A 23589-nucleotide genomic window follows, 5' to 3' on the forward strand; every position below is an offset into this window, starting at 1 on the left:
CCATTGAGATGTCTGCTGGGCGCCCGACGCAATCCTTGCGAGTGGTCCTTCTCGCCCATGACGGTATGAACCTTCTTGACCTTGCCGGACCGTTACAGGCGCTAACGACAGCTAATCGCAGTGTCGTTGTGGGAGATGCTCCCCGCTATGAGACGATTGTGGCATCCGGCGTCGGGGGCGCGATCGTCACCAGTTCCGGGCTGCCCGTGATCACAGTCTCGACTGCGTCTCTCGCTGAGTTGCCGATCGATACGCTGATCGCACCAGGCGGGTGCTGGGGTGAGGAATATGACGTCGATCCGGCGCTGCGCGACTTCATCGTCGCTCGCGCGGGCTCGGTACGGCGCCTGTGTTCGGTGTGCACCGGTGCGTTTCTGTTGGCCGCGGCGGGTCAACTCGATGGTCGCAAGGTGGCGACGCACTGGGCATGGCTGGCCAAGCTGAAGGGGAGACATCCCACGCTTGAGGTGGATGCGGACAGTATCTTCATTCGGGACGGGGCGTTATGGACGTCGGCGGGTGTCAGTTCCGGCATTGACCTGACGCTTGCCCTGATCGAGGAAGATTTCGGCCCACGAGTAGCGATCGATGCCGCACGGCAGATGGTGGTGTTCATGAAGCGGGCAGGCGGACAATCGCAGTTCAGCGTACCCCTTGCCGCGCAGACACGAGACGATGGTTTCGTCGAGTTGCACGCCTGGATGGCCGCCAACCTCGCCTCAGACCTATCTGTTCCCCGCCTTGCGGACCACGCTGGCATGGCTCCGCGCACCTTCGCGCGCACCTATTCGAAAAGGGTCGGTCAAACACCTGCCAAAACGGTAGAGCGGATGCGGTTGGAGGCTGCTTGCAGGGCCCTTGAAGAAACGAACCTTCCGCTCAAAAGTGTCGCCGCCCAATCAGGCTATGCCGACGAACAGAAGCTGCGTCGCGCGTTCCAACGCCACTTCGGTTCCAACCCGACCACTCACCGCGCGCGCTTCTCCGGTCACTAAGGCGATTTCCTGAAGTTTGATCCCATCCGGGATGGCATGATCTGTCGCGTCGAAACACTTTGCGGTGATAAGCTGCGACAATCAGCGTCGGAATTTACGCCGAGCCGTTTGGGCTGATTAGCCAATTCACCATTTCAGCCAATCGCCAGGACGCTTCTCTAACAAAACCGACCTGCCGCTTTTAGGGTCGGCAAAATGACCAGCTTGGGCGCATAGCCGACCCGTGGCGGTCCAGCTTCTGGAAGACCGGTTTCAGCGGATGCTGTCGTTCAAAACCCGACCAGCAAACGGCGTTTGCTGGGTCGCGAGTTGCCGAAACCGGACAGTCCGCACCACTACCCGAATCTCGTCATATTTCGGCAACGACGGCTTTGCCTTAAGTCGAGCCATAACCGGACTTGCAAGAAAGTTCCCGAGTACTGTTATTCCTCCGGCGTCAGGTTCTCGGGGCGCGGTGCGCCTTGTTATTCAAATGGCGGAGTTAAGTAGATCCGGACATTCTCAGGGTTTCTGGTGAACGACTAGGTCTGGGTCGAAAGCAGCGGTCTCATCATCGTCAAACAACACGTGACATGACCCTAAAGTTATGGCGCGACGTCCTTGAACGCAATCGTGGGAAACCGGCTTCGGGCCTCATGCGTGCGGAGCGAATCAGCTGGCAATTCGGGCGTAGCCGAACTGGACCAATAATCGGCTGATTAAGATCGCGGCCACACGCCCTTCTTATGTACCGAACATGCTTCAGCTCGGGAGATTGCGACGGCCTTAGCAGCGCGACGCTTTCTTGCCGCCCTTCTTCCCGAGTTCGGCCTGAGCCGCGGATGATTTGCGAGGATTGCTCTTGCCCTCCTTCGCCGCCTTGGCGTTCGCCTTTTTCGCGGTCTCGCTGCCCTTGCCCTTCTTCTCGGTCATACAACCATCTCCTGTGTAGTTGGCGCCTGCGCGGAGCCTGGAAAGCGAACGATCGAGGAAGCAACTGGGCTCACATCGGCCCGTCGAGGCCGCCAAGGCGGTCGCGGATGCCGCTTGAAACGCTCGATGCGGCACCGTTGCGCGACCCGCGGGAACGGCCTGGCCGACCAGTTGGTTATCGATACAGGCCCGGCGGATGCCGGCACAGCACGGTCGGCGCCATAAGCTTGGATCGCCGCAGACATATCGAAAGGCATCAGATGTCCCTTGAAGGCAAATCCATTGCGATCCTGATCGCGCCGCGCGGCACCGAAGAGCCGGAGTTCGTCCAGCCCAAGCAGGCGGTCGAGCATGCCGGGGCCGAGGTCACGGTCATCAGCCTGGAAGGCGGCACGGCCAAGACCAATAACAAGGACCTCGATCCTGGCGGCGAATATGCAATCGACAAGACCTTCGCCGATGTCTCCGCGGACGCGTTCGACGGCCTGATCATTCCGGGGGGGTGCGTCGGCGCGGACAAGCTGCGCGCCGCCGACGACGCGATCGCCTTCGTCAAGGCGTTCTTCGATCAGAAAAAGCCGGTCGCGGTGATCTGCCACGGCCCTTGGCTGCTGGTCGAGGCCGATGTCGTCGACGGCCGTCGTCTGACCTCCTTCTCGAGCATCCGCACCGATATCGAGAACGCCGGCGGCAGCTGGGTCGACGAAGAGGTGGTGGTCGACGAGGGCCTGGTGACGAGCCGCAAGCCCGACGATCTGCCGGCATTTTGCGCAAAGCTCGTCGAAGAGTTCGCTGAAGGTCGGCAGGCCGGGGCCTGAAGAAAGCCACCATGCTTGAACATGTGCCCGCGTGGCTCGGCTCCGCGCTACGCAACGTCCGCGCCGGCCATGGCGCTCTGATGATCGCCGATCCCGAGGTCGCCGTTCCCGAAGCGCATCTGGATCTCGGCAGCCCGGCATTCGCCGCTGGCGGTCGGTTACCGGACCGCTTCACGGCCGACGGCGCCGGGCTGTCGCCACCCCTGATCTGGAACGCGCCGCCCGCCGGTACGCAGATGCTGGCGCTCGTCGTCGAGGACCCAGATGCGCCGGCGCCGCATCCGCTCACTCATGCGATCCTGTGGAGCATCGACCCTACCGAACATAGTCTGGCGGAAGGCGCGCTGAGCGACGCCGATGTCGGCAGCGCCGCGATCGGGCGCAACTCTTACCTCGCGAGCGGATGGCTGCCGCCCGATCCGCCGACCGGACATGGCGAGCATGATTATGTGTTCCAGCTTTACGCGCTGGCCGAAGCGCGGGGCCTCGGCGCGCATCCCGGCCGCGGTGCCGTCCTCGACGCCCTGCGCGCGATTCCGGTTCTCGCCGTTGGCGTGCTGGTCGGCACCTATTCGCGGAATGTGGCGCCGTCCGCCGATCTAGCTGGCGCGCCGGTTTCAAGCGGATAGCATTCCGGTCAGCTTGCTTGGCGAGCCCTACACGGCCTGCTTGAGCGGTTCGGGCTTTTTCCCGTCCGGTAGCTTTTCACGCAAATGACTACGCACGATCTCGACGCTGAACGGCTTGGCAGTGAACGTCGCTTTCTCCGGCATCTCACCATCTCCTGGCGTCATCCGGCCGCTGGCGACCACGATCTCGACCTCAGGCCAATGGTCGGCGACATGGCGGGGGAGCATCGGCTTTTCGCCGCATCAAACGGCGATTTCGCCGTTACCGATTGCTACCCGCACGCCTGCGTCGTCATTGGCACGCTCATACGCTCGTGGATACGCCGCAGGCAAAGGACTGGTATCGGCCCGAGCAGACGCTCAGGGTCCGCCCCCGGATGGCTCAAGCTCGGTCGCACCGAGACAAGCTGAACGGCAAAGAAGGGCTACATGGGTAGGCGGAAGGGGGCTTTGCAGCCATTCGCGTTCGTATCGGAAAGGACAGGATTGGGCGGAACTCGGACGTCATACCTGCATATTTCCCGGCAGGCGGCGAGTTCGGAAGATTATACCGACCACTAGGGTTACTCACTCGAGGCTACTCAAACTGCCATGATTGCCTATCTCAAGGCCGCAATTGACGAGTAAAATCTCCGCCTTCGGCTCGCTAACGTTCAAACTATGTGTTACCCCCTAAGCCTCAAAAGTGGGGCGCAACGTGGGCAAAACGGCCATTCCAATGCATGAAGCTCGAGAAATTCTTGAGCATCTGGAGGAGGCTCTCACGCGTCTCGACATTTGCGGGCAAGCGATGGTCGCGACACACGTCCAGATGGCAATCGACATGCTCCGCGGTACAGTCGCTATCGACAAGACAGCGAGGGGCTCTGAGCAGCATTCGAGTTAGTCGACCTTCTCACTCAACCCATGTAGCACCTCGGACAAGCGTTGCACCTGGCGGGATGAAATGGATCGGCGCGCGACGCGCTCGCCTTCGTTCTGCGCTCTCAAAGTGTCTGAGCGACGCCGAGGGCGAAGCGCAGCAGATCCAGAGCACAATCTTGGTTGCGCCAGTTTATTGCCACGGCCGCGCCAGGCCCATCGAAACGAGATACTTGCCCGCATCCCGGCCGTTGACGGAAAGCCACGCCATGGTGCGACCATATCGATCGGTTTCGGTGTGCAGGATCTGCGGTGAGCCCGATGACGGAAAGGACCGGAGCTTGTCGCGGCTCGCGAGCCGGCCTCGTAGTGGCACCAGGGCGGGTTATTTGACAATGCCAGCTTCGCGCGGCTTGCAGCGCGACGACCCTGCCACTTCCGCAGAAATCGACGTTGACCAGGCGCATCCGCTGCCCGTCGCAGAGGCGGACGGTGAGTCCGTCGTTCACGGAAAGCAATGCAGGCGACCGTTGAGGCGGCAAGGATCGGAGGCACGGCGATTGCTTAGTGGTGCACCCAATGAAATGTAATGAAAATTCTGCCAGGCTTGGATGATCGACCTCACTCAGCAGGCCGCCTGCTGAGACCGCTCCGCCTTTTTGTCTTCCGTGATCAACGGGTTTTCCTGGCGTCCCATAGTCCAGTTTTTCCCGAGGCGAACGGTAGCGTTGGGCGCGCACCAAATTTCACCCGAACTGTCGAGCGCGGTGACCCAGATAAGATTGTGCTCCTGGCCGTAGTCGATCATTCCGATCGCATAGCCGTCGCCCTTGCCTACGACGTGAAGGGGAATGGTGGGATTGAGCTGCGTGAACATTCGGGGCCTCTTGATCGTAAAGAAAGGGCCAGCGCACACGAGCGCGCTGGCTCCTGTCAGGTTTACTTGGGCTTGTCCGCACCAGGCTCGGAGGTCTTCGGCGCCTTGCCGTCCTCGATACGACCTTCATTGCGCAGGTCGCGACCTTCCTGGGCCTTGCGTTGAGCTTCCGGCGACTTGCCGTGCTCGTTCAGTTCTTCCTTGATATAGCCAGCGGCTTCTTTCATTTCGCCCTTGATGCTCATCGATCTCTCCTTTGGGGGTGCCACGATAACGCGTGGCAGATCATAAAGCCTCAAGAGCGAGTTTGGCTCCTAAGTACAAAAGTGCCCGATTTGCGGACTGTTTATCTTTGTCGGGACGGCTAAGCCGGGGTTAAAACGCTTCAGCTCATCGGCTCGAGCGTATCAAGATCAGTGGTTGCAACCAGCAGTAGTTGTCCCTTGGCATATTCTGCGGCAATCGCATCCAGCGGCGGTTTGTCGACAAAGCGCCTGAAGAGCTGCGTCAAAGGGGTTGTATCGGCCATCCCGTTACTGAAAATGGCCTTGATCAGTTCGCGCTTCTTCATGATGTCGGCCGGCGATATGGCCGTGTAGACTTCTGTCAATCGCTTATCATAGTCCGGGCCCAGAAACGCGAAGGGCGCGGTGAGCGCCCCGGCACTGATCCCGGCTACAACCCCAACCATGGGCGGGTGCCCGACGCAGTCCAGCCATTGAGCAGGCCAGCATCGAAGGTGCCATTGTCCTCACAGCCGGGGGCAAGCCTCAATATGTCGGGTCATGCGTGAAGACTACTCGCAAGTTAGCAAAGCTTGCTGTGCGGGAGGATCGATGGAAACCCCTAGACGGGCCGGCACTTTTCCGAGCTCGTCGTAGTTTAGACGCTGGCAGGGGCAGTGCTGGATAACTCGATTTGAGCCGCCCTCGGTCGCGGGCACGATCTGATGAGCTGGTGTCGCAGCGCTTTGGAGGCGGAACGATCCATCTCGGGAGGAACCGGTCGTGCCAATGCCGAGCGGCCGAAGTTCATGAACATGGCCCACTATAGATCGGGCTACGCCAAGGCGAACCGCCGGCCCGGATGGCGAGGTAGTGATCGATATCGTAGCGATACACATCGCCGTCGAGAAAGCCCTACTTCGATCCCTGTAAGACAAAGACTGGCGTGGGCCTCTAGAGCAAGTCGCGGTGAGGCTGATTTCGCGAAGATATACGATTTTTATGAGGCCGCCGGGGGTAATTATTGCATTATTGTCCTGGTGGTTTGTTCGTTGGGATTGAGGACGTTTGGGGCATTACGTTCTGCGGTATCTCGGATGCACCGAGGGCCGAGGGTACAATCCGAACCAAATGCATCTCATCGCGGGCACCGGGTGTTTCTACGACTATCAGGTTATCGCCCATCTGCAGCGGCACGCTCCGCCACTGCACTATATGGTCTGTTACCTCGGCACGTCCCAAGCTGCGACCATTGACGCTGAGTGTAGCTTCTGAGTCATTGGTAAAGGCGCGAACCAAGGTCTGCGCCTCACTGCGACGGGCCAACCGCCTGTCCGCCAGATGGATCATCGGCACCGAAGACCAATTAGCCTGGTACCAGTAGAACGCATCTTTTCGTACTGATCGATCGTAGGTGACCAAGCCCTTATCGTTGATCCCGGGCCTGTCTCCTTCATGTCGACCGTCGGAAGCAAGGTCGAAGGCTACCCACACGAATTTGCCCCAGACGTAGGAAAGGTCCTTCAGTTCACGCCAATTCTCGATGTGATAACGTGTCTGCGCCTGTTCTGGATGCCAGCCACTGGCAGGCGCATTGTCTTCAGGAGGGACAAGCTGTTGGTGGAGGATGCTGCCACCGGCGCCGTATTCGCTGACTGCAAACGCGCGTGAGGGATGTTGCGCATGGTATCGCTGCGCCCAACTCCCGATTGTGCCTTCCTGTCCGGGGTACCAACCGAAATAGCGATTAAATCCGATCACGTCGGTGACCATCGCTTTTTTGTCGTCGTCTGCCTGACAGCAATGAGCATAGACGGTCGGCCGGCTGTGGTCCTCCTCGTGGGCAACGGCCTGCAGCGCCCCGAGCAAGCGCGGGACATCCGGCGTGGTGGCGTAAACTTCGTTGCCCAACCCCCACAGTATTACTGACGGATGATTGTAGTTCTGGCGGATAAGCTCGCGCAGTTGCATCGCTGCATTTTGTAAGAATTTCTGGCCTGGATCACTTACTCCGTTCAGCCCGAGTTCGGTCCAGATCGCAAAGCCTCGGCGATCCGCTTCATCATAGGCCGTTTGCGAATGTTGAAAGTGCGCAAAGCGCACCCCAGTGACGCCTAGTTCATCCAGAGTCTGCATGTCCTGAACAACTTCAGAATCGCTTACGGCCAGACCTCTGCCGGGTCTGCCTGAGTGGAATAGATTGACCCCGTGAAGGAGGTATGGCTGCCCATTGAGCAAGAAACCGCGCTTGGGGTCGAAAGCAATGGATCGCAGTCCTAGGGGGACTGTAACGGCATCGCCTCCAAGCTCAGCAGTGACTGAATACAGATACGGATCGCTGCGGCCTTGCCACATGTGCGGAGCATCAATCGAAAGGCTAATCGTGGTTGAGATCGCCATGTTCGCCGTTATTCGCACCAGGCGACGCGAAGTGGAAACGATGTTGCCGCTTGGGTCACGTACGAGCACGGTAAGTGGCATTCGGTCGTCCGCAGGCCCGTCATTGCGCAGTAGCACGCGGGCCTCGATTTTCGCCCGCTTTGCATCTAGTTCACGGGTCGTAACATAGACCCCGGGGCCTCCCAAATCGGCCATATCGATATGAGCCAACGGGACTTCGACCAGCCAAACGTGGCGATACAGGCCGCCGAATACCGTAAAATCACCGCCAAGAGGTGTGATGGAACGTGATGGTGCATTGTCGGTACGAACGGCAATGGTGTTGTTTCCGGCGCGGAGCACAGAAGTTACATCGAATCGAAACCCGGCATATCCCCCTTCGTGGCGGCCCACTTTTTGCCCATTCACCCAGACCTCAGTGGCTATGGCCGCACCATCAAATTGTAGCCAGACGCGTCGTTCAGGGACCAACCGCTCGAGCGTCATGGTGCGCCGATACCAACCGGCACCTCTGAAATATGTGCCGCCGTCGTCACCATCGGCGCCATTGAAGGTATGAGGGAGAGTAATCGCCGTCCACTCTCTGTCGTCGAACGCGGGTTCCTGCGCGTCTTTGACGTCGCCGCGATGGAACATCCACCCCGCATCCAGCGAGATCATGCTCCGCGCCAAACTTCCATCAACCTTACTTTCGGCCTGTCGAGGCAGGAAAACTAGGAGAAATGCCAACACGCATAGGCGAATGGAAAAAGTGGGCAATGAAGGCACTTTCGGTAGTTGGATCAATGGCAATTTGCTGACGGGCGGAACCCGCACGGTGTATCAGGCCGAGCTTAGCTGAAGCTATTGTTTTCTGGCCAGAACTGCATGGACGGCGGCTTCACCCTTTCGCAAAGCGCAATCACTTTGTCGTTCTCGCAAGCCATTCCACTGCGAACAGATCTTGCCTGGCAGGGTCACTGCTTCGCCGTAGGGCTGCGGGCTGCCGGATTGACCTGAGCGACTAGCAGATTTCGCGGGTTCTGTTCGCGCAGATCCCACAGGAACTACTGGTTGTGGCTCGTTAGGGCAGGGGCAGGTGCTGGCCGTATAAATCGACCGCCGCAGCTCCGCCGTAATTTATGACCTTAATGCCTGTTTCCGCGCGAATTCGCATCCCATGCCGCTTCAACCTGACCGGCGAATCGTGCCCGCCCAACTGGCCCGCAAAAGCTGAGGCAGGACGGTAAACTTGAAACTGCGCCTGCTGAGCGATACCGATCCGGCCCATATGGCTCGCAAGCGCTGCTGGAGAGAGAACCGGCAACGCCGTCGGTGCGACAACGGGCGGAATGACGACGGCACAAGCCATGCCGATACCGGCGGTGACCTTAATGACCTTTCTCGGACGCTTCCTGGCAAGTGGAAGAGCGTAACGGCGCCGATGGCGAAGAGTGAGGGATGGAGCGGGGCTAGATAATAGTCCTTGCCGTGGTCCAACCTGACAATGACAACCACGACAATTGCTGCAATGGCACGAAACGTAGGTTCTTGAGTAGCGCGACCCTGAACGGTGCGAACAATCTGGCAATGCCCAACGCGGCGAACAGCGGGTTCATCACAATGGCGTGGTTGGTCATGAACGGGGCCAGCGCCATCTCCACCCGCCCGAGAGCGCCTCTGGTCACCGTCGTTCAGGCCAATTAGCGCTAGGACGTCTTGAACGGCAGGTTCTGGAACGGCATTTGGCAAGCGGAACGACTTGCGTCGTCGCCTAGCCGATGGCAGCTGTCCAATTTGCGAAAGACTGGTCTGACGTCAGCGGACAGTCAGCAACCTCACGGGAAGGGCGTAAGTTGGGTCGGAATAACCCCCTGAACAGCTTGCGCTCGTTCAGGCTCCTTGCGTGAGATGGCAGGCAATCAGCTCGGACAAAAACTGTTCGAAGGCATCTCGTTCAACCGCTTCGCTGGCACCCGCGTTACGTAACTGCCCGCCAAGAAGGGCGTCGCCGAGCGCGGCCACTGTGATGAGGTGGATGGTCCTTCTCGTGTCGGCTATGTCTGGAACGGGACCAGGTCCTGCGAAGCCAAGGCGAGCTCGGTGCAGGCTCTCGACGACTTCGTCGAACATCTCAAGCCGCCGCCCCTTTTGCAGGGCGTCAGACTGGATCAACCAGATCAGGCGTTGCGCAACGCCATCGCGGTAGGTCGCAAAGGTGCGCGCCACACTTTCGCGGCCCGATTGCGCGGAGGCCATCGCCCCGGATAGGTCGCGAGTGAGCTGTCGGATGGCGCGCGCGTTCAGGGCCTGGAGCAGCCCTTCGCGGCTTCCGAAATGATGTAGGATCGTGGGATGCGATACCCCGGCCTCGCGTGCGATATCCTGCAGCCGCATGCCCGCCGGCCCGTTGCGCGTAGTGCGTTCTGCAGCATCGAGAATCATTTCGCGTGCTTCTTCAGCGGTGCGGCGAATGCGTTTGGATCGTTCAGTCACCTTTTGGGGATAGCAACTACTGACAATTTTGTATACAGCGACGCCACATCGCTCAAAACCGGAGTTGCTGTCTTATGCGCCGAACCGCCATCTTCGGTAGGGATCTTGGTCCGATTAATCCCGACACCGTGATGCCGCGGCGTTCCTGGAATGACCGGGCATGAAGGACCTCTTCGGAGCCGCCCGTGGAATTCTTTTTGATTTGGCCGGGACGCTGGTGTTCTTCGCGCTCCACGCATGGACCGGCAGCCTCATTCCCGCGCTGCTTCTCGGGCTCGCCGTGGCGCTAGGTCAATTTGGTTGGCGGCTGTGGCATCGCCAGCGGATCGACGCCCTGCAGTGGATCGGATTGGTGGTAGTCCTCTCGGGAGCCGGTGCGACGTTGTTGACGCACGACATTCGCTTCATGCTCGCCAAGCCTTCGGTCGTCTATGTTTTGATAGGCTGCGCCATGCTGCAGCGAGGCTGGATGGACCGATACATGCCTCCGCGTGCGCGCGAATACGTGCCGGATCTGATCGTCATTTCAGGCTACGTCTGGTCCGGCCTGATGTTTGTCTCGGCAGCGCTGAACCTCGTGCTGGCCCTGAGGTACAGCGTGGTGGCGTGGGCCAGTGCGATGGCAATCTGGTCGATGGCCATCAAGTCGCTGCTGTTCATGGTGCAGTTCACTTTGCTGAAAGGCATCGGGAAGAGGCGAGCACGCCGGCAAATGCGAAACGCAGCGACCGCTGCGTTAGGACAGTCATTTTGAAAACCGTTGCATCTAGCGCCGTAAAATCCAGGTGTAGATCCTGAATGGCCGAGGTTCTGCCGCCAGAAAAAATTGATGACTGAAGGACAGTAATGGATCGGTCAAAGACGTCGGCACCGAGGCAACAGAATGTCGGCCATTCCTTTTCGCGATTTCGAGGAGCCCATTCGTGGCTGATCCAAAACTCAGTCGCCCAACACACTTGGTGGTCACCGTAAGAGCAGCCATTCCCCAAGCCAACATGCTGGATTTTGCCATCACCATGTCAATCCGACTTGCGGGCTAAGGAAGTAGGAGCGGCTAGCACCCATCCACCGACAGCGTAAAAACGATCATGCCGCCATCATAACCTCTTTCATCGAGATTTCATTTGTCAGAAATTGAAGAGGCGGTACGAGGGTTGGCACACTGAGGGGTGGTGCTGTGAACGGAAAGCAATGGATCAGACCAAGGATGCATCGGAAGAAATCGCACCGGCCGACGGCATCATAACGGAACGACCGGCTGTTGAAGGACTCTCGCCCTCCTCGATCATGCGCCGCAAGGTCGACGAGTATGATTGGAGCAGGACCCCTCTGGGCCCTCGCGCCGAGTGGCCGTCCGAACTTGAGATCTTAGTTGGGCAAATTCTCGATTCCAGCTTCCCCAAGGCAATTGTCTGGGGGCCGGACCTGACAACGATTTACAATGACGCTTTCCTGCCCATCCTGGGAAACAAACCAGAACCCCTCGGACAATCGTTTGCGGCCATCTGGGCAGAAGCATGGGATACGATTGGGCCCATTGCCGAGCGCGCCTATGCCGGCATTCCAACATACATCGAGGACTTTCCGCTCCTCATCAACCGCTCCGGTCAGAGTGAGCAAGCCTGGTTCACGTTTTGTTACAGCCCTCTGCGTTTGGCTGATGGAAGTATCGCGGGCATGCTGGATACCGTGGTGGAAACCACTGGCAAAATGGAGGCGCAAGCCAACTTGGCGTTGGTCAACGCAGAACTTGGGCATCGCCTCAAAAACACGCTTTCGCTTGTCCAGGCGATTGTCTCGCAAACGTTACGTGGCGCAGCTGATCCGAGTGCAATGGAAAGTCTTTCCCGTCGGCTTCAGGCACTTGGACATGCCCATGACGTCCTCTTGCGCCGCGATTGGGCTGCCGCCTCTCTGACCGAGGTAATTCAAGCCTCGCTGGAACCGCACAACCACGATCATCGTATATCCGCGAGGGGCCCTGAGCTTCCGATTGGCTCGCAAACAGCCATCTCTCTTTCGTTGATCCTCCACGAACTTGCCACCAATGCAGCCAAGTATGGTGCACTTTCTCGTTTTTCGGGCCGCGTAAGCCTTTGCTGGTCGATCGAGGACGAAAACCTGACCCTTTGCTGGCTGGAAGCGGGAGGGCCGCCGGTTTCCGAGCCGGACCGAAAGGGATTTGGCACTCGCCTCGTAGACATGGGGCTGGGGAGCCGAAGTACCTTGATGCGCAGCTACGAAACCAATGGCTTCAAGCTGGAAATGCGAACACCGCTGACAGAACTCCTCAGCTAGGAATTTGCGGAGTATCCGTTCTCATAGCTACTCATCGTACTACGCAATCCACATGATGAATTTTCCAAACGGTCCTGCTGCAGCGCGGACACTGGACGGCTGCTCCAGCGGACCTGAAATACCGACCCAGGGATATTAGGCGGCGGCTTTGGGGCAGTGAATACATAGCAGCGGCGCGCAATTCCGGCATTCACTTTCACTCGCAAGCTGACTGTGCGTAAGCGTCCGATTTTAAAGGTCGGTCGCAGAAAAATGCCCCCCTAACCGCTGTTGCATGGTAGGATGCTATCCAGTCTCGGAGGTTGGCGCATGACCTTAGTCATCATTGCGGTTCTCTTTGCTTTGGCGCTTTGTGGCCTAGCTCGATCGGCTAATGCCCGGTTCCGCCTTGAAGATCGATTGCCGATGCAGTGGTGGCTAGACGGGAACGTGACCTGGTCGGTGCCGCGGCTAGTGGCCCTCGCTTTTATTCCGGCGCTGGCATTCTGTGTGCTTCTGAGTTTTGTCGTTTTGTCACTCAACATGCAACCGAGGCCAGGCCAAGAGGGCATGGTAGTTCCGACACTCATCGGGATTGGTGCTTTGTTCGTTCTCATCCAGCTTCTTCACTTCTGGATGATCGACAAGACTCTCCGCAGGAACGGCAGCTGACCACTCAAAATGGGCGCTCACTCCAGCGGGGTGGGCCAGTTCCACGGTAGCAATTCATTGACCCGGTTGATCGGGTGGCCCTTGCCGATGCGATCGAGCACATCCGCGAGCCACTCCTGCGGATTGACGCCGTTAAGCTTGGCCGTTTCGAGCAATGAGTACATGGCGGCAGCTCGCTCACCGCCGCAGTCGGCGCCAGCAAAAAGCCAATTCTTCCTGCCGAGGCAGATACTCCGCAGGGCATTCTCCGCCGGATTATTGTCGATCTCCAGCCTGCCGTCGTCGGTGTAGGTGAGCAGTTGCGGCTTGAGCTTCACGGCATAACGCAGCGCCTCGGCCAGCGGCGACCGGGCCGATGCCTTGGACAGTACGTCATCGGCCCAGACGAAGAACTCCAGCGCCTTGAGCTTCGAGAGCTTACGGGCCTTGCGACGAAAATCCGCCGGCTCACGCACGATCTGCCGCTCGACGTCGTAAAGCGCGCCGATCATCTGCAGGCCCTTGAGCGCAACTGAGTGCGGATCCGCCTTGTAGACATCGTTGAGTTTGCGCCGCGCATGCGCCCAACACGCGACGGGCGTGATCGGGGCTGGCTGGCGATCACTCGCGTAGAGGCGCTCGAAACCGGCATAGGCATCGGCTTGCAGGAAGCCTGCGAATGTCTTGAGGTGCTCACGCGGTCGCTCGCCCTTGCGATCGGGGCTGTAGCGGAACAGCGCTGCCGGCTTGTCCAGATGGCTCCATCGTCGGTTATCGCGAAGGTAGACCCATAGTCTGCCGGTCGCCGTCTTCCCGGTCCCCGGCGCTAATACCGGGACGGGTGTGTCGTCGGCGTGGAGCTTCACGCTGGCCATGACGTGGTCGGCGATCCGATCGACCAGCGGCTGCAGCAGCCAGCTTGCCTGGCCGAGCCAGTCCGCCATGGTCGAACGGCTGATCTCCACGCCCTCGCGAGCGTAAATCTGTGACTGGCGGTACAGCGGCAGATGATCGGCAAACTTGGAAACGATAACGTGGGTCAGCAGGCCGGGACCAGCACGGCCGCGCGGCACAGGAAGCGCCGGGGCCGGTGCCTGGCTGATTGCATCGCAGCGGTTGCAGGACAGCTTGGGCCGGACATGACGGACGACGCGGAAGCGGCCGGGGACATATTCCAGCACTTCGGTCACGTCCTCGCCGAGCTTGCCCATCGTGCCCCCACACGCGGAGCAGCCGTCGGCATCCGGCGCTGCGTGCATGACCTCGTCGCGAGGAAGATGATCGGGCAGCGGAGCACGGCGAGGCTTGCGAGGGGCAGCCCTAGCCGGGGAATCTTCGGGCACATGCCCCTCGATCACACACTCCGCATGGGCATGCTCGGCCTCGAGATCCTCCAGCGTCAACTCGAGCTGGTCGGCCTGAAGGGCAAGGCGTTCCGATGATTGACCGAACTTCATGCGCCGGAGGCGGGCCAGCTGGACCTTGAACTTCTCGATCTGCAGCGCCGTCAGCTTGATCGAGTTTTGAGCAGTCTGAAGCTTCTCGCGGGTCGCGTCATGGTCCGCCCGTTCGGCTTCCAGCGCCTGCTCCGAAACAGCCAGACGTGCGCGCATGGCCTCCGCAAAAGCGCGCAGTTCTGCGGGATCGGTAGGGAGTTCGAGATCGTCGGGAGACACGCTTCCCGTTAGCAGAATCCGGCCTTCCGCCCAAGCAGAAAGCCCGGAAATGCGGCGATTATCGCGTCAAATCTGCACCGGCAGGCGGGGCGGATCAGGGGCTACTGTGCGCCGCCAATCCATTGCTTCGATCAGCAGCGCAAACTGCGCTGGGGTGAGTACGACACCGCCGTCGATGAGCGGCGGCCAGACGAAACGGCTGCGTTCCAAACGCTTCGCGAACAGACAAAGCCCGCTCCCGTCCCAATGCAGTGCCTTCAGGTAGTTGCCGCTCTTGCTGCGGAACAGGAAGACATGCCCGCCGTAGGGCTCGACCGCGAATAGCGGGCGGACCAATGCAGCCAGCCCATCGAAACCGAGCCGCATGCTGACCGGCTTGCTCGCCAGATAGACCTTCGTTCCGGGCGCCAGCGAAATCACGACACGTCCCGGAATGCCCGTAGAACGCGGGCCAATGCCTTCTCGTTGACGTAGCTGTCCACCGACAGGCGAACGCCGCTGGGCAGATCTATGTCTATCGCGCCGGGGCGAGCGCCGGGATGCGGTCGGACCAGTTCGTCCGGCGCTGGCGGCATCGGCGACGAAACAGGTCGCGGCGCCTTCTGGGGCTCGGGAACCGCCGGCGCGGCCGCAGGTTCCGCCGTTATGATCGCGCCATAGGGAATGAACTCGAGCGCCTCGCTGGCGATGGCCGCCGCCTGACGACGCGCCGATCGCCAGTTGTAAATTCGGCTCTCGGCAATCTCGTGGCGCTCTGCGACCTGACGGACCGATACTCCGTCTGCATCTGCCTCGGCGAGGATCGCCGTCTTCTCGGCATCCGAAAACTTTCTGCGCCGCTCGGTGCGTGTGATGATCTCTACCCGGTCCTTCACTCGGCCTCCTTCTGGAGTCCAGAAAGAGACTCCTTAGCGGAAGTCCATCAGCGCCAACGCCGGATGCGACAACACGCCGGAGGCCGTACGCTTACGACTGTGCCGCGCATGCTCTCGGTCAGGTCGGCGAGGAACCGCGCGTCGAGCGTTACGTCACGATCTGTGATGAGGTCGTCTTTGGCGTGGGGCGATCGGTATTCCATATTCTGGGCTGCACGGACGGGGACTTAGAAGCAGTCGAAGACCGAGATCACCAAAATCAGCGGTCCCTTCGTGGTGGACTGCCTGAAACTCTGAAGTCCCCGATTGCGTTTTTGTTGGTTGGCGCAAGCCGGGTTCACATCACCGCGACTCGGGGAATGTGGAACGGATCTCGATTCGGAAGCTGACTGTGGCAGCTGGTTAGGACGGGCACTAACTGCTCACTATGTGAACCTTAAGGGGCACTATCGGTATCTGTCCCGAGGATGCAAAATTCGGGACTCTTCCGGAGCTTCGAAGGATATTCCTTCGGCGCGCCGGAGAGCGCCATGACCCCGACCCGACTGCTCATCGACCAAATCCTGCTTGTACTGGCGATCGTCGTCGCCGGCGTCTGGGTTTCGACGCAATGGGCGGCGGCGGAGCTGGCCTACCAGCCTGAACTCGGCGGCGCATGGTTCTGGATCGGAAAACTTCCCGTTTATCGCCCCTGGTCCATTTTCGTCTGGTGGTACCACTTCGATGCCTACGCGCCGATTATCTTCGATGAGGCAGGGGCCATTGCTGCGACCAGCGGGCTTGTTGGTTGCGGCGTTGCCATCGCCGGTTCAGTCTGGCGCGCACGCCAAGGCAAGAACGTCACGACTTACGGCTCCGCCCGCTGGGCAAGCTTTCGCGACATCCGCAACGCTGGCTTGCTGGCTTCCCGTGGTGTTTTTCTCGGCCATGTCGACGGGAAGTACCTGCGCCATGACGGTCCGGAACATGTCATGGCATTTGCGCCGACCCGTTCGGGCAAGGGCGTTGGGCTTGTCGTGCCGACGCTTTTCGCGTGGACCGGCTCTGCCATCATTCACGATATCAAGGGCGAAAACTGGAATCTGACGGCCGGCTGGCGGTCGCGGTTTTCGCATTGTCTGCTGTTCAATCCGACCGATCCGCGCTCTACGCGCTACAATCCGCTCCTGGAAGTGCGCCGCGGCATCCACGAAGTGCGCGATGTCCAGAACATTGCCGACATCCTCGTCGATCCTGAAGGCGCTCTGGAACGCCGCAGCCACTGGGAAAAGACCAGTCACTCCCTGCTGGTGGGCGCCATCCTCCATGTGCTCTACGCCGAGGAGGAAAAGACGCTGGCGCGTGTCGCGACGTTCCTTTCCGATCCATCCCGCAGCTTCGCCAACACGTTGCACGCCATGATGGCGACCAACCATTTGGGCAGCAAGGAAGCGCCCCGTGTTCATCCGGTCGTCGCTTCGGCTGCTCGCGAGGTCCTCAACAAGTCGGTAAACGAGCGTTCCGGCGTCCTTTCAACCGCGATGTCGTTCCTGGGTGTCTACCGCGATCCAACGGTTTCGGCGGTGACGGCAGTGTCCGACTGGCGCATCGCGGATCTCGTCAGTGGCCGGCATCCGTTGTCGCTCTATCTGGTCGTTCCGCCCTCGGACATCAGTCGCACCAAGCCGCTCATTCGCCTGATCCTCAACCAGATCGGTCGCCGGCTGACCGAGGAACTGCCAAGCCAGCCGGTCGCGGGTCAGCGTTCGACAAAAGCCTCGCGCCACCAGATCCTGATGATGCTAGACGAGTTCCCGGCGCTTGGCCGCCTCGACTTCTTCGAGACCAGCCTTGCTTTCCTTGCGGGCTACGGAGTCCGCGCCTTCCTTATTGCGCAGAGCCTAAACCAGATCGAGAAAGCCTACGGCGAATTCAACTCGATCCTCGACAATTGCCATGTTCGGGTAGCCTTCGCGACCAACGACGAACGCACGGCCAAGCGGATTTCCGATGCCCTCGGCACTGCGACCGAGCAGCGGGCTATGCGCAATTACGCCGGGCACCGGCTCGCGCCGTGGCTCGCCCATGTCATGGTGAGCCGCCAGGAAACGGCCCGCGCGCTGCTGACGCCCGGCGAAGTCATGCAGCTGGAACCAAGCGAGGAGCTGGTGCTCGTCTCCGGCACTCGCCCAATCCGCGCGTCCAAGCTGCGCTACTACAGCGATCCGACATTTTCCGGCTGTGTACTTGCTCCCCCGCAGCCAGGTGAGACCGGATATCGGGATGTGCCACCGGCGAGTCCCAACGATTGGTCGGGCTCCATTCGCGCGGTCGATGATCGTCTGGCGGCAATGTTTGGCGATGGGGATAACGACGAAGATGGCCTCGATCAGGCCCGCCAGCCAGAAGCCGCTGGGCCGCCTGCTCCCGTCGATGAGCCGGCGCCCGCCGATGCCCTGGGTCTACCCGATGATGTCGACGATCTCGCCGCCGAGAAGCGTGCGCTCGACCGATTGGCCCAGCAGCGACTGGTTCGGGCTACCTACGCGCTCAATGCCGGCGAACGCGCCGACCAGCTTCAATTGGGGCTCGGCGAATGAGCAGGAAGATCCGCCATCAGGTTTTCCTGACACAGCCCGTGAGCGATAGGCTCGCCAATCTCGCGGCAGGCAAAGGTGTCAGCAAGTCCGATCTTCTTGCAACGGCATTCGTCGCCTGGCTCGATCGCGCAGCGTACTCCGAGCTGGACGAGATGTTCGGCCGCAGGCTCGATGCAATGACGCATAAGCTGGATCGGCTGGTCCGCGAGAGCTCCATCGAACTCGAGACCCTGGCTCTCTTCATTCGCTACGTTCTCACGGTGAGCCCGCCGCTTGCCGAAGACGATCAATCGGGGCGGGCTGCCGGGAGCCTGCGGTTTGAAGCATTCCTCTCGCAAGTCGCTCGGCAGGTCGCGCTTGGAAAGCGCACGCTTGGTGGTGAGACCGGGCGGTGAGCGGCGACGAAACCGCCGCGCGCCGGCGCGCAATGCTGCGCACGGCGATGGGCCCGGCGATTGAGGCAGCGCTCGGCGATCCGCGCGTTATCGAGATCATGGTCAATCCTGACGGCACGCTGCGGGTCGATTTGCTTGGCGAGGGCAGGGTGGATACCGATGTGCGTCTCGCAGCCGAACAGGTCGAGCGCATTATCCGCCTGGTTGCAAGCCACGCCCGCGCCGAAGTCCACGCCGACAGCCCGATCGTATCGGCGGAACTTCCCCCGCATGGCGAGGGTGCTGGTGAGCGTTTCGAAGGCGTGTTGCCGCCGGTGTCGCTGGCGCCGTGCTTCTCCATCCGCAAACCGGCCGCGCGCATCCACACGCTCGCCGACTATGTGGCGGAGGACATCATGACGCCGGAGGCGGCGGAGATCCTGCGCATGGCGGTGCTGGATCGCCGGAACGTGCTGGTCGTCGGCGGCACCAGCTCCGGTAAGACCACGCTCGCCAATGCGCTGCTCGCCGAGATAGCCGCGCTCGATGAACGCGTGGTGCTGATCGAGGACACGCGCGAACTCCAGTGCCCGGCGCCCGATACGGTAGCGCTGCGTACCCGGCAGGGCGTCGCGACGATCGCCGACCTCGTTCGCTCGACCCTGCGCCTGCGGCCCGATCGCATCATCGTCGGAGAAGTGCGCGGACCCGAAGCGCTCGACATGCTCAAGGCCTGGAACACCGGTCATCCGGGCGGGATCGCAACGATCCATGCCAACGGCGCATCCGCCGCGCTGCACCGGCTTGAAGGACTGGTGCAGGAGGCCGTCGTTACGGTGCCGCGTCACCTCATAGCCGAAGCCATCGATCTCATCGTCGTGATCTCGGGGCGCGGCCTTGCCCGCCGGATCTCGGCCATAGCCACTCTCGATGGCTTCGATGCGGTTAGCGGCGAGTACCGCCTGCACGAGCTCTGCTTTCCGTCCGTCTGCTTCCCTTCCACCAAGCAAGGAGAATGACCCCATGAAGACGTCAAGACTTCAGCACATCGACCCGCGCACGGCGGTGCCCGCGATCATCGCGATCGCTGCCTCGCTCACGGTCTCTGTGCAAACCTGGGCTGCTGGCTCCGGCATGCCCTGGGAGGAACCGCTCGAGCAGATCCTGGAATCCGTGCAGGGACCTGTCGCCAAGATCGTTGCGGTCATCATCATCATTGTCACCGGTCTGACGCTGGCGTTCGGTGAGACCTCGGGCGGCTTCCGCCGACTGATCCAGATCGTCTTCGGCCTCTCGATCGCGTTTGCCGCTTCGAGCTTCTTCCTCTCGTTCTTCAGCTTCGGCGGCGGAGCGCTGATCGCATGATGGCGGCCGGCCAGCACATCGAGGGCTTCGAGGTCCCGATCCATGTGAGCCTCGGTGCACCGATCCTTCTGGGCGGGGCGCCGCGCGGGATCGCCATCGTCAATGGAACGCTCGCCATGGCCGTCGGCCTCGGGCTCCAGCAATGGCTGGCCGGCCTCTTCATCTGGGCAGCGGGGCATAGCCTCGCCGTGCTCGCGGCACGGCGCGATCCCGACTTTGCGCCTGTCCTGCTCCGCCATTTGCGCCAGAAAGGATATCTCGCGTGCTGAACCTCGCCGAATATCGGAGCAAGGCCGCCCGCCTTGCCGACCATCTGCCCTGGGCTGCGCTGGTCGCGCCCGGTGTGGTGCTCAACAAGGACGGCAGCTTCCTGCGGGTCCTTGCCTTTCGCGGACCCGATCTGGAATCGGCGACCGAAGCCGAACTCGTCTCGATCGCGGCGCGGGCCAACAATGTGCTGCGCCGTTTCGGCTCGGGCTGGGCGCTGTTCTTCGAGGCCGAGCGGCGCGAAGCGGCTAGCTATCCCGACGATCCCTTTCCCGACGCGGCAAGCTGGCTGGTCGACCGCGAACGACGCGCCGCCTTCCTGGCCGAGGGCAAGCATTACGAGAGCGCCTATTTCCTGACGCTGACCTGGCTGCCGCCGGCCGACAGCGAGGATGCTGCAGGGCGACGGCTTGTCGAGCGCGCCGACGATGAGAAGGGCCGCGATTGGCGCGCTTCGCTCGCAGGCTTCATTGCTGAGACCGACCGCGCGCTCGATCTCTTCGACGGCTTCATGCCAGAGATCCGCGCGCTCGATAGCGCGGAGCTGCTGACCTACCTTCACACGACGATCTCGGACCGGCGGCATCCGGTGCGCGTGCCTGAAACGCCGATGTATCTCGATGGGCTCCTCGTTGACACACCGCTGGTGGGCGGGCTCGAACCGATTCTGGGCGATCGGCACATCCGAACTATCTCGGTGCTCGGATTTCCCAATGTCAGTCGGCCCGGCATCCTCGATGCGCTCAACCATCAGGACTTTGCCTATCGCTGGGTCACCCGCTTCATCGCGCTCGACAAGGCGGAGGCCACCAAAGTCCTGACCAGCCTGCGCCGGCAATGGTTCAACAAGCGCAAGTCGCTGACCGCCATGCTGCGCGAAGTGATGTACAACACGCCCACGCAGCTCCTCGACAGTGATGCCGACAACAAGGTCGCCGATGCCGATCTCGCGCTCCAGGCGCTGGGGGGCGACCATGTCGCCTTCGGCTATCTGACGACGACGATCACGGTGAGCGATACCGACTGCAGTGCCGTCGAAGCCAAGATGCGACAAATTGAACGTGTGCTGGGTGGTCTCGGCTTCACGACGATCCGCGAACGCGTCAACGCGGTCGAAGCCTGGCTGTCTTCGCTTCCGGGTCACGTCTACGCCAACGTCCGCCAGCCGATGGTTCACACCTTGAAGCTTGCCCACCTGATGCCGCTTTCGGCGGTCTGGGCCGGACCTGCTGGCAACGATCATCTGCGTGGCTCGGCCTTGCTCCATGCCAAGACCTCGGGATCGACGCCGTTCCGGCTGTCGAACCACGTCGGCGATGTCGGGCACATGTTCGTGGCCGGGCCGACCGGCGCGGGCAAATCCGTCTTGCTGGCGCTGATGATCCTGCAGTTCCGCCGCTATCCGGGCGCGCAGGTCTATGTGTTCGACAAGGGACTGTCGGCGCGGGCGGCGGTACTCGCCTGCGGCGGCGCGCATCATGCGCTTGGGCTCGGCAGTGAAGCAGGTGAGATGGCCTTCCAGCCCCTGCGCGAGATCGATGACCCGGCGCAGCGCGCATGGGCAGCCGACTGGATCGGTGCCATCCTGGCGCAGGAAAACGTGGTCGTCACCCCGGAGGTGAAAGATCAAGTCTGGCTGGGGCTGGGCAGCCTCGCGAGCGCGCCGCCTGCGGAGCGTACAATCACGGGCCTTACCCTGCTGCTGCAATCGAAGGCGCTGCGCACGGCGCTCGGACCTTACACGATCGACGGGCCTTATGGCGGTCTGCTCGATGCCTCGGAGAGTTTGCTCCATCTCGCGGACCTGCAATGTTTTGAGACCGACGCGCTGATGGGGCATGCCTCGGTCGTCGGTCCGGTACTGACCTATCTGTTCCACCGGCTCGAGGAGCGTTTCGACGGTCGGCCGACTTTGCTGGTGCTCGACGAGGCGTGGATCTTCCTCGATCATCCGCTGTTCGCGGCGCGCATCCGCGAATGGCTCAAGGTCCTACGCAAACGCAACGTCTCGGTGCTGTTCGCCACGCAGAGCCTCGCCGACATCGCCGGCTCGCCGATCGCGCCCGCGCTCATCGAAAGCTGCCCGCAGCGCATCCTTCTGCCCAACGACCGTGCAGTCGAGCCGCAAAGCCGCGAGATATATGAGCGCTTCGGCCTCAGCGAACGGCAGATCGAGCTGATCGCCCGCTCGACGCCAAAGCGCCATTACTACCTGCAATCGGCCCGAGGGAACCGGCTGTTCGAGCTTGGGCTGGGGGATGTGGCGCTGGCGCTGTGCGGCAGTTCCGATCCGATGACGCAGGCGCGGATCGATGCAGTGCTTGCCGAACATGGTCGCGACCAGTTCTTCGCGCGCTTTCTTGAGGGAACGCGCGCTGCCTGGGCGGGCGATCTGATCGGAACGTATCCGGGGCCAAGCGCCTGACCCGAGCTGCCCGAAGTGAAGCACTGACACCGACCTGAAGGAGAATGATGATGCAGATCTCGTCTCGCCCATTTCCGACCAAGCCGATCCGCAGGTTCGGTACCGGCGTTGCCGTCGTGGCGCTCGTGGCTACCTGCGGCCTTGTGCTCGATGCGATGATTGCCAGTCCGCCTGCCCATGCATTGGTCGTCTACGACCCGAGCAACTACGCGCAGAACGTGCTGACGGCGGCCCGGGCACTCAAGCAGGTCAACAACCAGATCCAGTCGCTGCAGAACGAGGCCCAGAGTCTCGCCAATCAGGCGAAGAATCTCTCGACGGTGAGCTTCCCCGAGCTGCAGGCGCTGACGCAGACGCTCCAGAAGATCGACATCCTTATGGGGCAGGCGCAGAACATCCAGTTCAAGATCGCGAGCGTCGATCAGGAGTTCAGTCGGCTCTATCCGGGCGCCTTCAGTCAGTCGCTAAAGCTCGATGAGCAGGTGACGGCGGCACGTTCGCGGCTCGACACCGAAGTCACGGCCTATCGCCACACGGCGGTGATGCAGGCGCAGATCGCCGAGAATGTCGAGGCCGATGCGACGACGATGAATGCGCTGGTCCAGCGCAGCCAGGGCGCAGAGGGGGCGCTGCAGGCACTGCAGGTGACCAACCAGCTGCTCGCACTGACGGCCAAGCAGCAGTTCCAGATCCAGCAGATGCTGGCCGCCCAGTTCCGCGCCCAGTCGGTGGGCGATGCCAACCGGGCGCAGGCCGAGAGCGAAGCGCAGGCCGCGATGACAAAGTTCCTTGGCTCAGGCTCTGCGTACACTCCGCAATAGGTCGCAGCCGGCTCGCCACATCCGATAGCGGCGGCGGACTGCCTCTCCCGTCGCCGCGTCGCGGGGCACGTGCTCCTATCCCCGGCCG

25 protein-coding genes are annotated in these 23589 nt (G+C 61.2%); 14 read left to right on the forward strand and 11 right to left on the reverse strand.

Annotated features, from left to right (window positions below):
• Positions 1-8: 8 nt before the first annotated feature.
• Positions 9-995 carry a GlxA family transcriptional regulator gene (locus tag WBP06_RS03510; protein WP_395334016.1) on the forward strand — a complete coding sequence of 329 codons (987 nt, stop codon included), beginning with the start codon at positions 9-11 and terminating at the stop codon, positions 993-995.
• A 572-nt stretch (positions 996-1567) separates the two neighbouring features.
• A complete protein-coding gene (locus WBP06_RS03515) occupies positions 1568-1693 on the forward strand; it encodes a DUF3363 domain-containing protein (protein WP_395331899.1) in 126 nt (41 codons plus the stop codon).
• Between the two features lie 67 nt (positions 1694-1760).
• Here the strand turns inward: WBP06_RS03515 and WBP06_RS03520 are convergent, their stop codons facing one another.
• Positions 1761-1907 (reverse strand): hypothetical protein, encoded by a 147-nt coding sequence (locus WBP06_RS03520; RefSeq protein WP_395331901.1) that lies wholly within the window; start codon positions 1905-1907, stop codon positions 1761-1763.
• A gap of 260 nt (positions 1908-2167) precedes the next feature.
• Here WBP06_RS03520 and WBP06_RS03525 point away from each other — a divergent pair, with 260 nt between their 5' ends.
• Both WBP06_RS03525 and WBP06_RS03530 read left to right on the forward strand, forming a co-directional pair.
• Positions 2168-2725 (forward strand): type 1 glutamine amidotransferase domain-containing protein, encoded by a 558-nt coding sequence (locus WBP06_RS03525; protein ID WP_395331903.1) that lies wholly within the window; start codon positions 2168-2170, stop codon positions 2723-2725.
• Positions 2726-2736: 11 nt separating this feature from the next.
• A complete protein-coding gene (locus tag WBP06_RS03530) occupies positions 2737-3354 on the forward strand; it encodes a YbhB/YbcL family Raf kinase inhibitor-like protein (protein WP_395331905.1) in 618 nt (205 codons plus the stop codon).
• Positions 3355-3381: 27 nt separating this feature from the next.
• Here WBP06_RS03530 and WBP06_RS03535 read toward each other — a convergent pair whose 3' ends face one another.
• The 7 genes from WBP06_RS03535 to WBP06_RS03565 all read right to left on the reverse strand — a co-directional run bounded on the left by WBP06_RS03535 (position 3382) and on the right by WBP06_RS03565 (position 10140).
• On the reverse strand, positions 3382-3582 hold the full coding sequence (locus tag WBP06_RS03535; RefSeq protein WP_395331907.1) for a hypothetical protein: 201 nt from the start codon (positions 3580-3582) through the stop codon (positions 3382-3384).
• Positions 3583-4840: 1258 nt separating this feature from the next.
• Positions 4841-5092 carry a hypothetical protein gene (locus tag WBP06_RS03540; RefSeq protein WP_395331909.1) on the reverse strand — a complete coding sequence of 84 codons (252 nt, stop codon included), beginning with the start codon at positions 5090-5092 and terminating at the stop codon, positions 4841-4843.
• Between the two features lie 62 nt (positions 5093-5154).
• Positions 5155-5337 carry a hypothetical protein gene (locus WBP06_RS03545; RefSeq protein ID WP_395331911.1) on the reverse strand — a complete coding sequence of 61 codons (183 nt, stop codon included), beginning with the start codon at positions 5335-5337 and terminating at the stop codon, positions 5155-5157.
• A gap of 140 nt (positions 5338-5477) precedes the next feature.
• Entirely contained in the window at positions 5478-5783 is a 306-nt protein-coding gene (locus tag WBP06_RS03550) for a patatin-like phospholipase family protein (RefSeq protein ID WP_395331912.1), read from the reverse strand.
• A gap of 562 nt (positions 5784-6345) precedes the next feature.
• The gene (locus WBP06_RS03555) at positions 6346-8376 is read right to left on the reverse strand and encodes a glycoside hydrolase family 2 protein (protein WP_395331914.1); all 2031 of its coding nucleotides are present in this window, start codon (positions 8374-8376) and stop codon (positions 6346-6348) included.
• 791 nt (positions 8377-9167) lie between these two features.
• Positions 9168-9353 carry a hypothetical protein gene (locus WBP06_RS03560; RefSeq protein WP_395331916.1) on the reverse strand — a complete coding sequence of 62 codons (186 nt, stop codon included), beginning with the start codon at positions 9351-9353 and terminating at the stop codon, positions 9168-9170.
• A 235-nt stretch (positions 9354-9588) separates the two neighbouring features.
• Positions 9589-10140 carry a TetR/AcrR family transcriptional regulator gene (locus tag WBP06_RS03565; RefSeq protein ID WP_395331918.1) on the reverse strand — a complete coding sequence of 184 codons (552 nt, stop codon included), beginning with the start codon at positions 10138-10140 and terminating at the stop codon, positions 9589-9591.
• A 211-nt stretch (positions 10141-10351) separates the two neighbouring features.
• On the opposite strand from WBP06_RS03565, the gene WBP06_RS03570 reads away from it, so the two are divergent.
• The 3 genes from WBP06_RS03570 (at position 10352) to WBP06_RS03580 (ending at position 13140) form a co-directional block, all read left to right on the forward strand.
• Positions 10352-10945 carry a septation protein IspZ gene (locus WBP06_RS03570; RefSeq protein WP_395331920.1) on the forward strand — a complete coding sequence of 198 codons (594 nt, stop codon included), beginning with the start codon at positions 10352-10354 and terminating at the stop codon, positions 10943-10945.
• Between the two features lie 437 nt (positions 10946-11382).
• A complete protein-coding gene (locus WBP06_RS03575) occupies positions 11383-12489 on the forward strand; it encodes a sensor histidine kinase (RefSeq protein WP_395331922.1) in 1107 nt (368 codons plus the stop codon).
• 309 nt (positions 12490-12798) lie between these two features.
• The gene (locus WBP06_RS03580) at positions 12799-13140 is read left to right on the forward strand and encodes a hypothetical protein (RefSeq protein ID WP_395331924.1); all 342 of its coding nucleotides are present in this window, start codon (positions 12799-12801) and stop codon (positions 13138-13140) included.
• A 17-nt stretch (positions 13141-13157) separates the two neighbouring features.
• Here WBP06_RS03580 and tnpC read toward each other — a convergent pair whose 3' ends face one another.
• The 3 genes from tnpC to tnpA form a co-directional block, all read right to left on the reverse strand.
• Entirely contained in the window at positions 13158-14732 is a 1575-nt protein-coding gene (gene tnpC / locus WBP06_RS03585) for an IS66 family transposase (protein WP_395334018.1), read from the reverse strand.
• A gap of 129 nt (positions 14733-14861) precedes the next feature.
• Positions 14862-15215: an IS66 family insertion sequence element accessory protein TnpB gene (tnpB, locus tag WBP06_RS03590; protein ID WP_395331926.1), complete on the reverse strand. Its 354-nt coding sequence runs from the start codon at positions 15213-15215 to the stop codon at positions 14862-14864.
• Entirely contained in the window at positions 15212-15670 is a 459-nt protein-coding gene (tnpA, locus tag WBP06_RS03595) for an IS66-like element accessory protein TnpA (protein ID WP_395331928.1), read from the reverse strand. The genes tnpB and tnpA overlap by 4 nt, the downstream gene beginning before the upstream one ends.
• Before the next feature lie 530 nt (positions 15671-16200).
• Here tnpA and WBP06_RS03600 point away from each other — a divergent pair.
• The 7 genes from WBP06_RS03600 to trbJ are packed head-to-tail and all read left to right on the forward strand — an operon-like array spanning position 16201 to position 23501.
• Positions 16201-18249 carry a conjugal transfer protein TraG gene (locus WBP06_RS03600; protein WP_395331930.1) on the forward strand — a complete coding sequence of 683 codons (2049 nt, stop codon included), beginning with the start codon at positions 16201-16203 and terminating at the stop codon, positions 18247-18249.
• Positions 18246-18644: a CopG family transcriptional regulator gene (locus tag WBP06_RS03605; protein WP_395331932.1), complete on the forward strand. Its 399-nt coding sequence runs from the start codon at positions 18246-18248 to the stop codon at positions 18642-18644. Before WBP06_RS03600 ends, WBP06_RS03605 begins: the two co-directional genes overlap by 4 nt.
• 32 nt (positions 18645-18676) lie before the next feature.
• Positions 18677-19642 carry a P-type conjugative transfer ATPase TrbB gene (gene trbB / locus WBP06_RS03610; protein ID WP_395334020.1) on the forward strand — a complete coding sequence of 322 codons (966 nt, stop codon included), beginning with the start codon at positions 18677-18679 and terminating at the stop codon, positions 19640-19642.
• On the forward strand, positions 19563-19988 hold the full coding sequence (locus tag WBP06_RS03615) for a TrbC/VirB2 family protein (protein ID WP_395334021.1): 426 nt from the start codon (positions 19563-19565) through the stop codon (positions 19986-19988). Before trbB ends, WBP06_RS03615 begins: the two co-directional genes overlap by 80 nt.
• Positions 19985-20257 carry a VirB3 family type IV secretion system protein gene (locus tag WBP06_RS03620; protein ID WP_324698935.1) on the forward strand — a complete coding sequence of 91 codons (273 nt, stop codon included), beginning with the start codon at positions 19985-19987 and terminating at the stop codon, positions 20255-20257. The genes WBP06_RS03615 and WBP06_RS03620 overlap by 4 nt, the downstream gene beginning before the upstream one ends.
• On the forward strand, positions 20251-22680 hold the full coding sequence (trbE, locus tag WBP06_RS03625; protein WP_395331935.1) for a conjugal transfer protein TrbE: 2430 nt from the start codon (positions 20251-20253) through the stop codon (positions 22678-22680). Before WBP06_RS03620 ends, trbE begins: the two co-directional genes overlap by 7 nt.
• Before the next feature lie 50 nt (positions 22681-22730).
• The gene (gene trbJ, locus WBP06_RS03630; protein WP_395331937.1) at positions 22731-23501 is read left to right on the forward strand and encodes a P-type conjugative transfer protein TrbJ; all 771 of its coding nucleotides are present in this window, start codon (positions 22731-22733) and stop codon (positions 23499-23501) included.
• The last annotated feature ends 88 nt before the right edge of the window (positions 23502-23589 follow it).

It is taken from the genome of Novosphingobium mississippiense, assembly GCF_044029535.1.
Classification (GTDB): domain Bacteria; phylum Pseudomonadota; class Alphaproteobacteria; order Sphingomonadales; family Sphingomonadaceae; genus Novosphingobium.

Coding starts and splice junctions, on each gene's coding strand:
- WBP06_RS03535 (WP_395331907.1), bottom strand. CDS start 3,582: ATGCTCCCCCGCCATGTCGCCGACCATTGGCCTGAGGTCGAGATCGTG.
- tnpC (WP_395334018.1), bottom strand. CDS start 14,732: ATGCGCGCACGTCTGGCTGTTTCGGAGCAGGCGCTGGAAGCCGAACGG.
- WBP06_RS03520 (WP_395331901.1), bottom strand. CDS start 1,907: ATGACCGAGAAGAAGGGCAAGGGCAGCGAGACCGCGAAAAAGGCGAAC.
- WBP06_RS03600 (WP_395331930.1), top strand. CDS start 16,201: ATGACCCCGACCCGACTGCTCATCGACCAAATCCTGCTTGTACTGGCG.
- WBP06_RS03525 (WP_395331903.1), top strand. CDS start 2,168: ATGTCCCTTGAAGGCAAATCCATTGCGATCCTGATCGCGCCGCGCGGC.
- WBP06_RS03620 (WP_324698935.1), top strand. CDS start 19,985: ATGATGGCGGCCGGCCAGCACATCGAGGGCTTCGAGGTCCCGATCCAT.
- WBP06_RS03550 (WP_395331912.1), bottom strand. CDS start 5,783: ATGGTTGGGGTTGTAGCCGGGATCAGTGCCGGGGCGCTCACCGCGCCC.
- WBP06_RS03555 (WP_395331914.1), bottom strand. CDS start 8,376: ATGATCTCGCTGGATGCGGGGTGGATGTTCCATCGCGGCGACGTCAAA.
- WBP06_RS03570 (WP_395331920.1), top strand. CDS start 10,352: ATGAAGGACCTCTTCGGAGCCGCCCGTGGAATTCTTTTTGATTTGGCC.
- WBP06_RS03530 (WP_395331905.1), top strand. CDS start 2,737: ATGCTTGAACATGTGCCCGCGTGGCTCGGCTCCGCGCTACGCAACGTC.
- trbJ (WP_395331937.1), top strand. CDS start 22,731: ATGCAGATCTCGTCTCGCCCATTTCCGACCAAGCCGATCCGCAGGTTC.
- WBP06_RS03510 (WP_395334016.1), top strand. CDS start 9: ATGTCTGCTGGGCGCCCGACGCAATCCTTGCGAGTGGTCCTTCTCGCC.
- WBP06_RS03545 (WP_395331911.1), bottom strand. CDS start 5,337: ATGAGCATCAAGGGCGAAATGAAAGAAGCCGCTGGCTATATCAAGGAA.
- WBP06_RS03540 (WP_395331909.1), bottom strand. CDS start 5,092: ATGTTCACGCAGCTCAATCCCACCATTCCCCTTCACGTCGTAGGCAAG.
- WBP06_RS03605 (WP_395331932.1), top strand. CDS start 18,246: ATGAGCAGGAAGATCCGCCATCAGGTTTTCCTGACACAGCCCGTGAGC.
- WBP06_RS03580 (WP_395331924.1), top strand. CDS start 12,799: ATGACCTTAGTCATCATTGCGGTTCTCTTTGCTTTGGCGCTTTGTGGC.
- WBP06_RS03565 (WP_395331918.1), bottom strand. CDS start 10,140: ATGATTCTCGATGCTGCAGAACGCACTACGCGCAACGGGCCGGCGGGC.
- trbB (WP_395334020.1), top strand. CDS start 18,677: ATGCTGCGCACGGCGATGGGCCCGGCGATTGAGGCAGCGCTCGGCGAT.
- WBP06_RS03515 (WP_395331899.1), top strand. CDS start 1,568: ATGACCCTAAAGTTATGGCGCGACGTCCTTGAACGCAATCGTGGGAAA.
- WBP06_RS03575 (WP_395331922.1), top strand. CDS start 11,383: ATGGATCAGACCAAGGATGCATCGGAAGAAATCGCACCGGCCGACGGC.
- WBP06_RS03560 (WP_395331916.1), bottom strand. CDS start 9,353: ATGGCGCTGGCCCCGTTCATGACCAACCACGCCATTGTGATGAACCCG.
- WBP06_RS03615 (WP_395334021.1), top strand. CDS start 19,563: ATGCGGTTAGCGGCGAGTACCGCCTGCACGAGCTCTGCTTTCCGTCCG.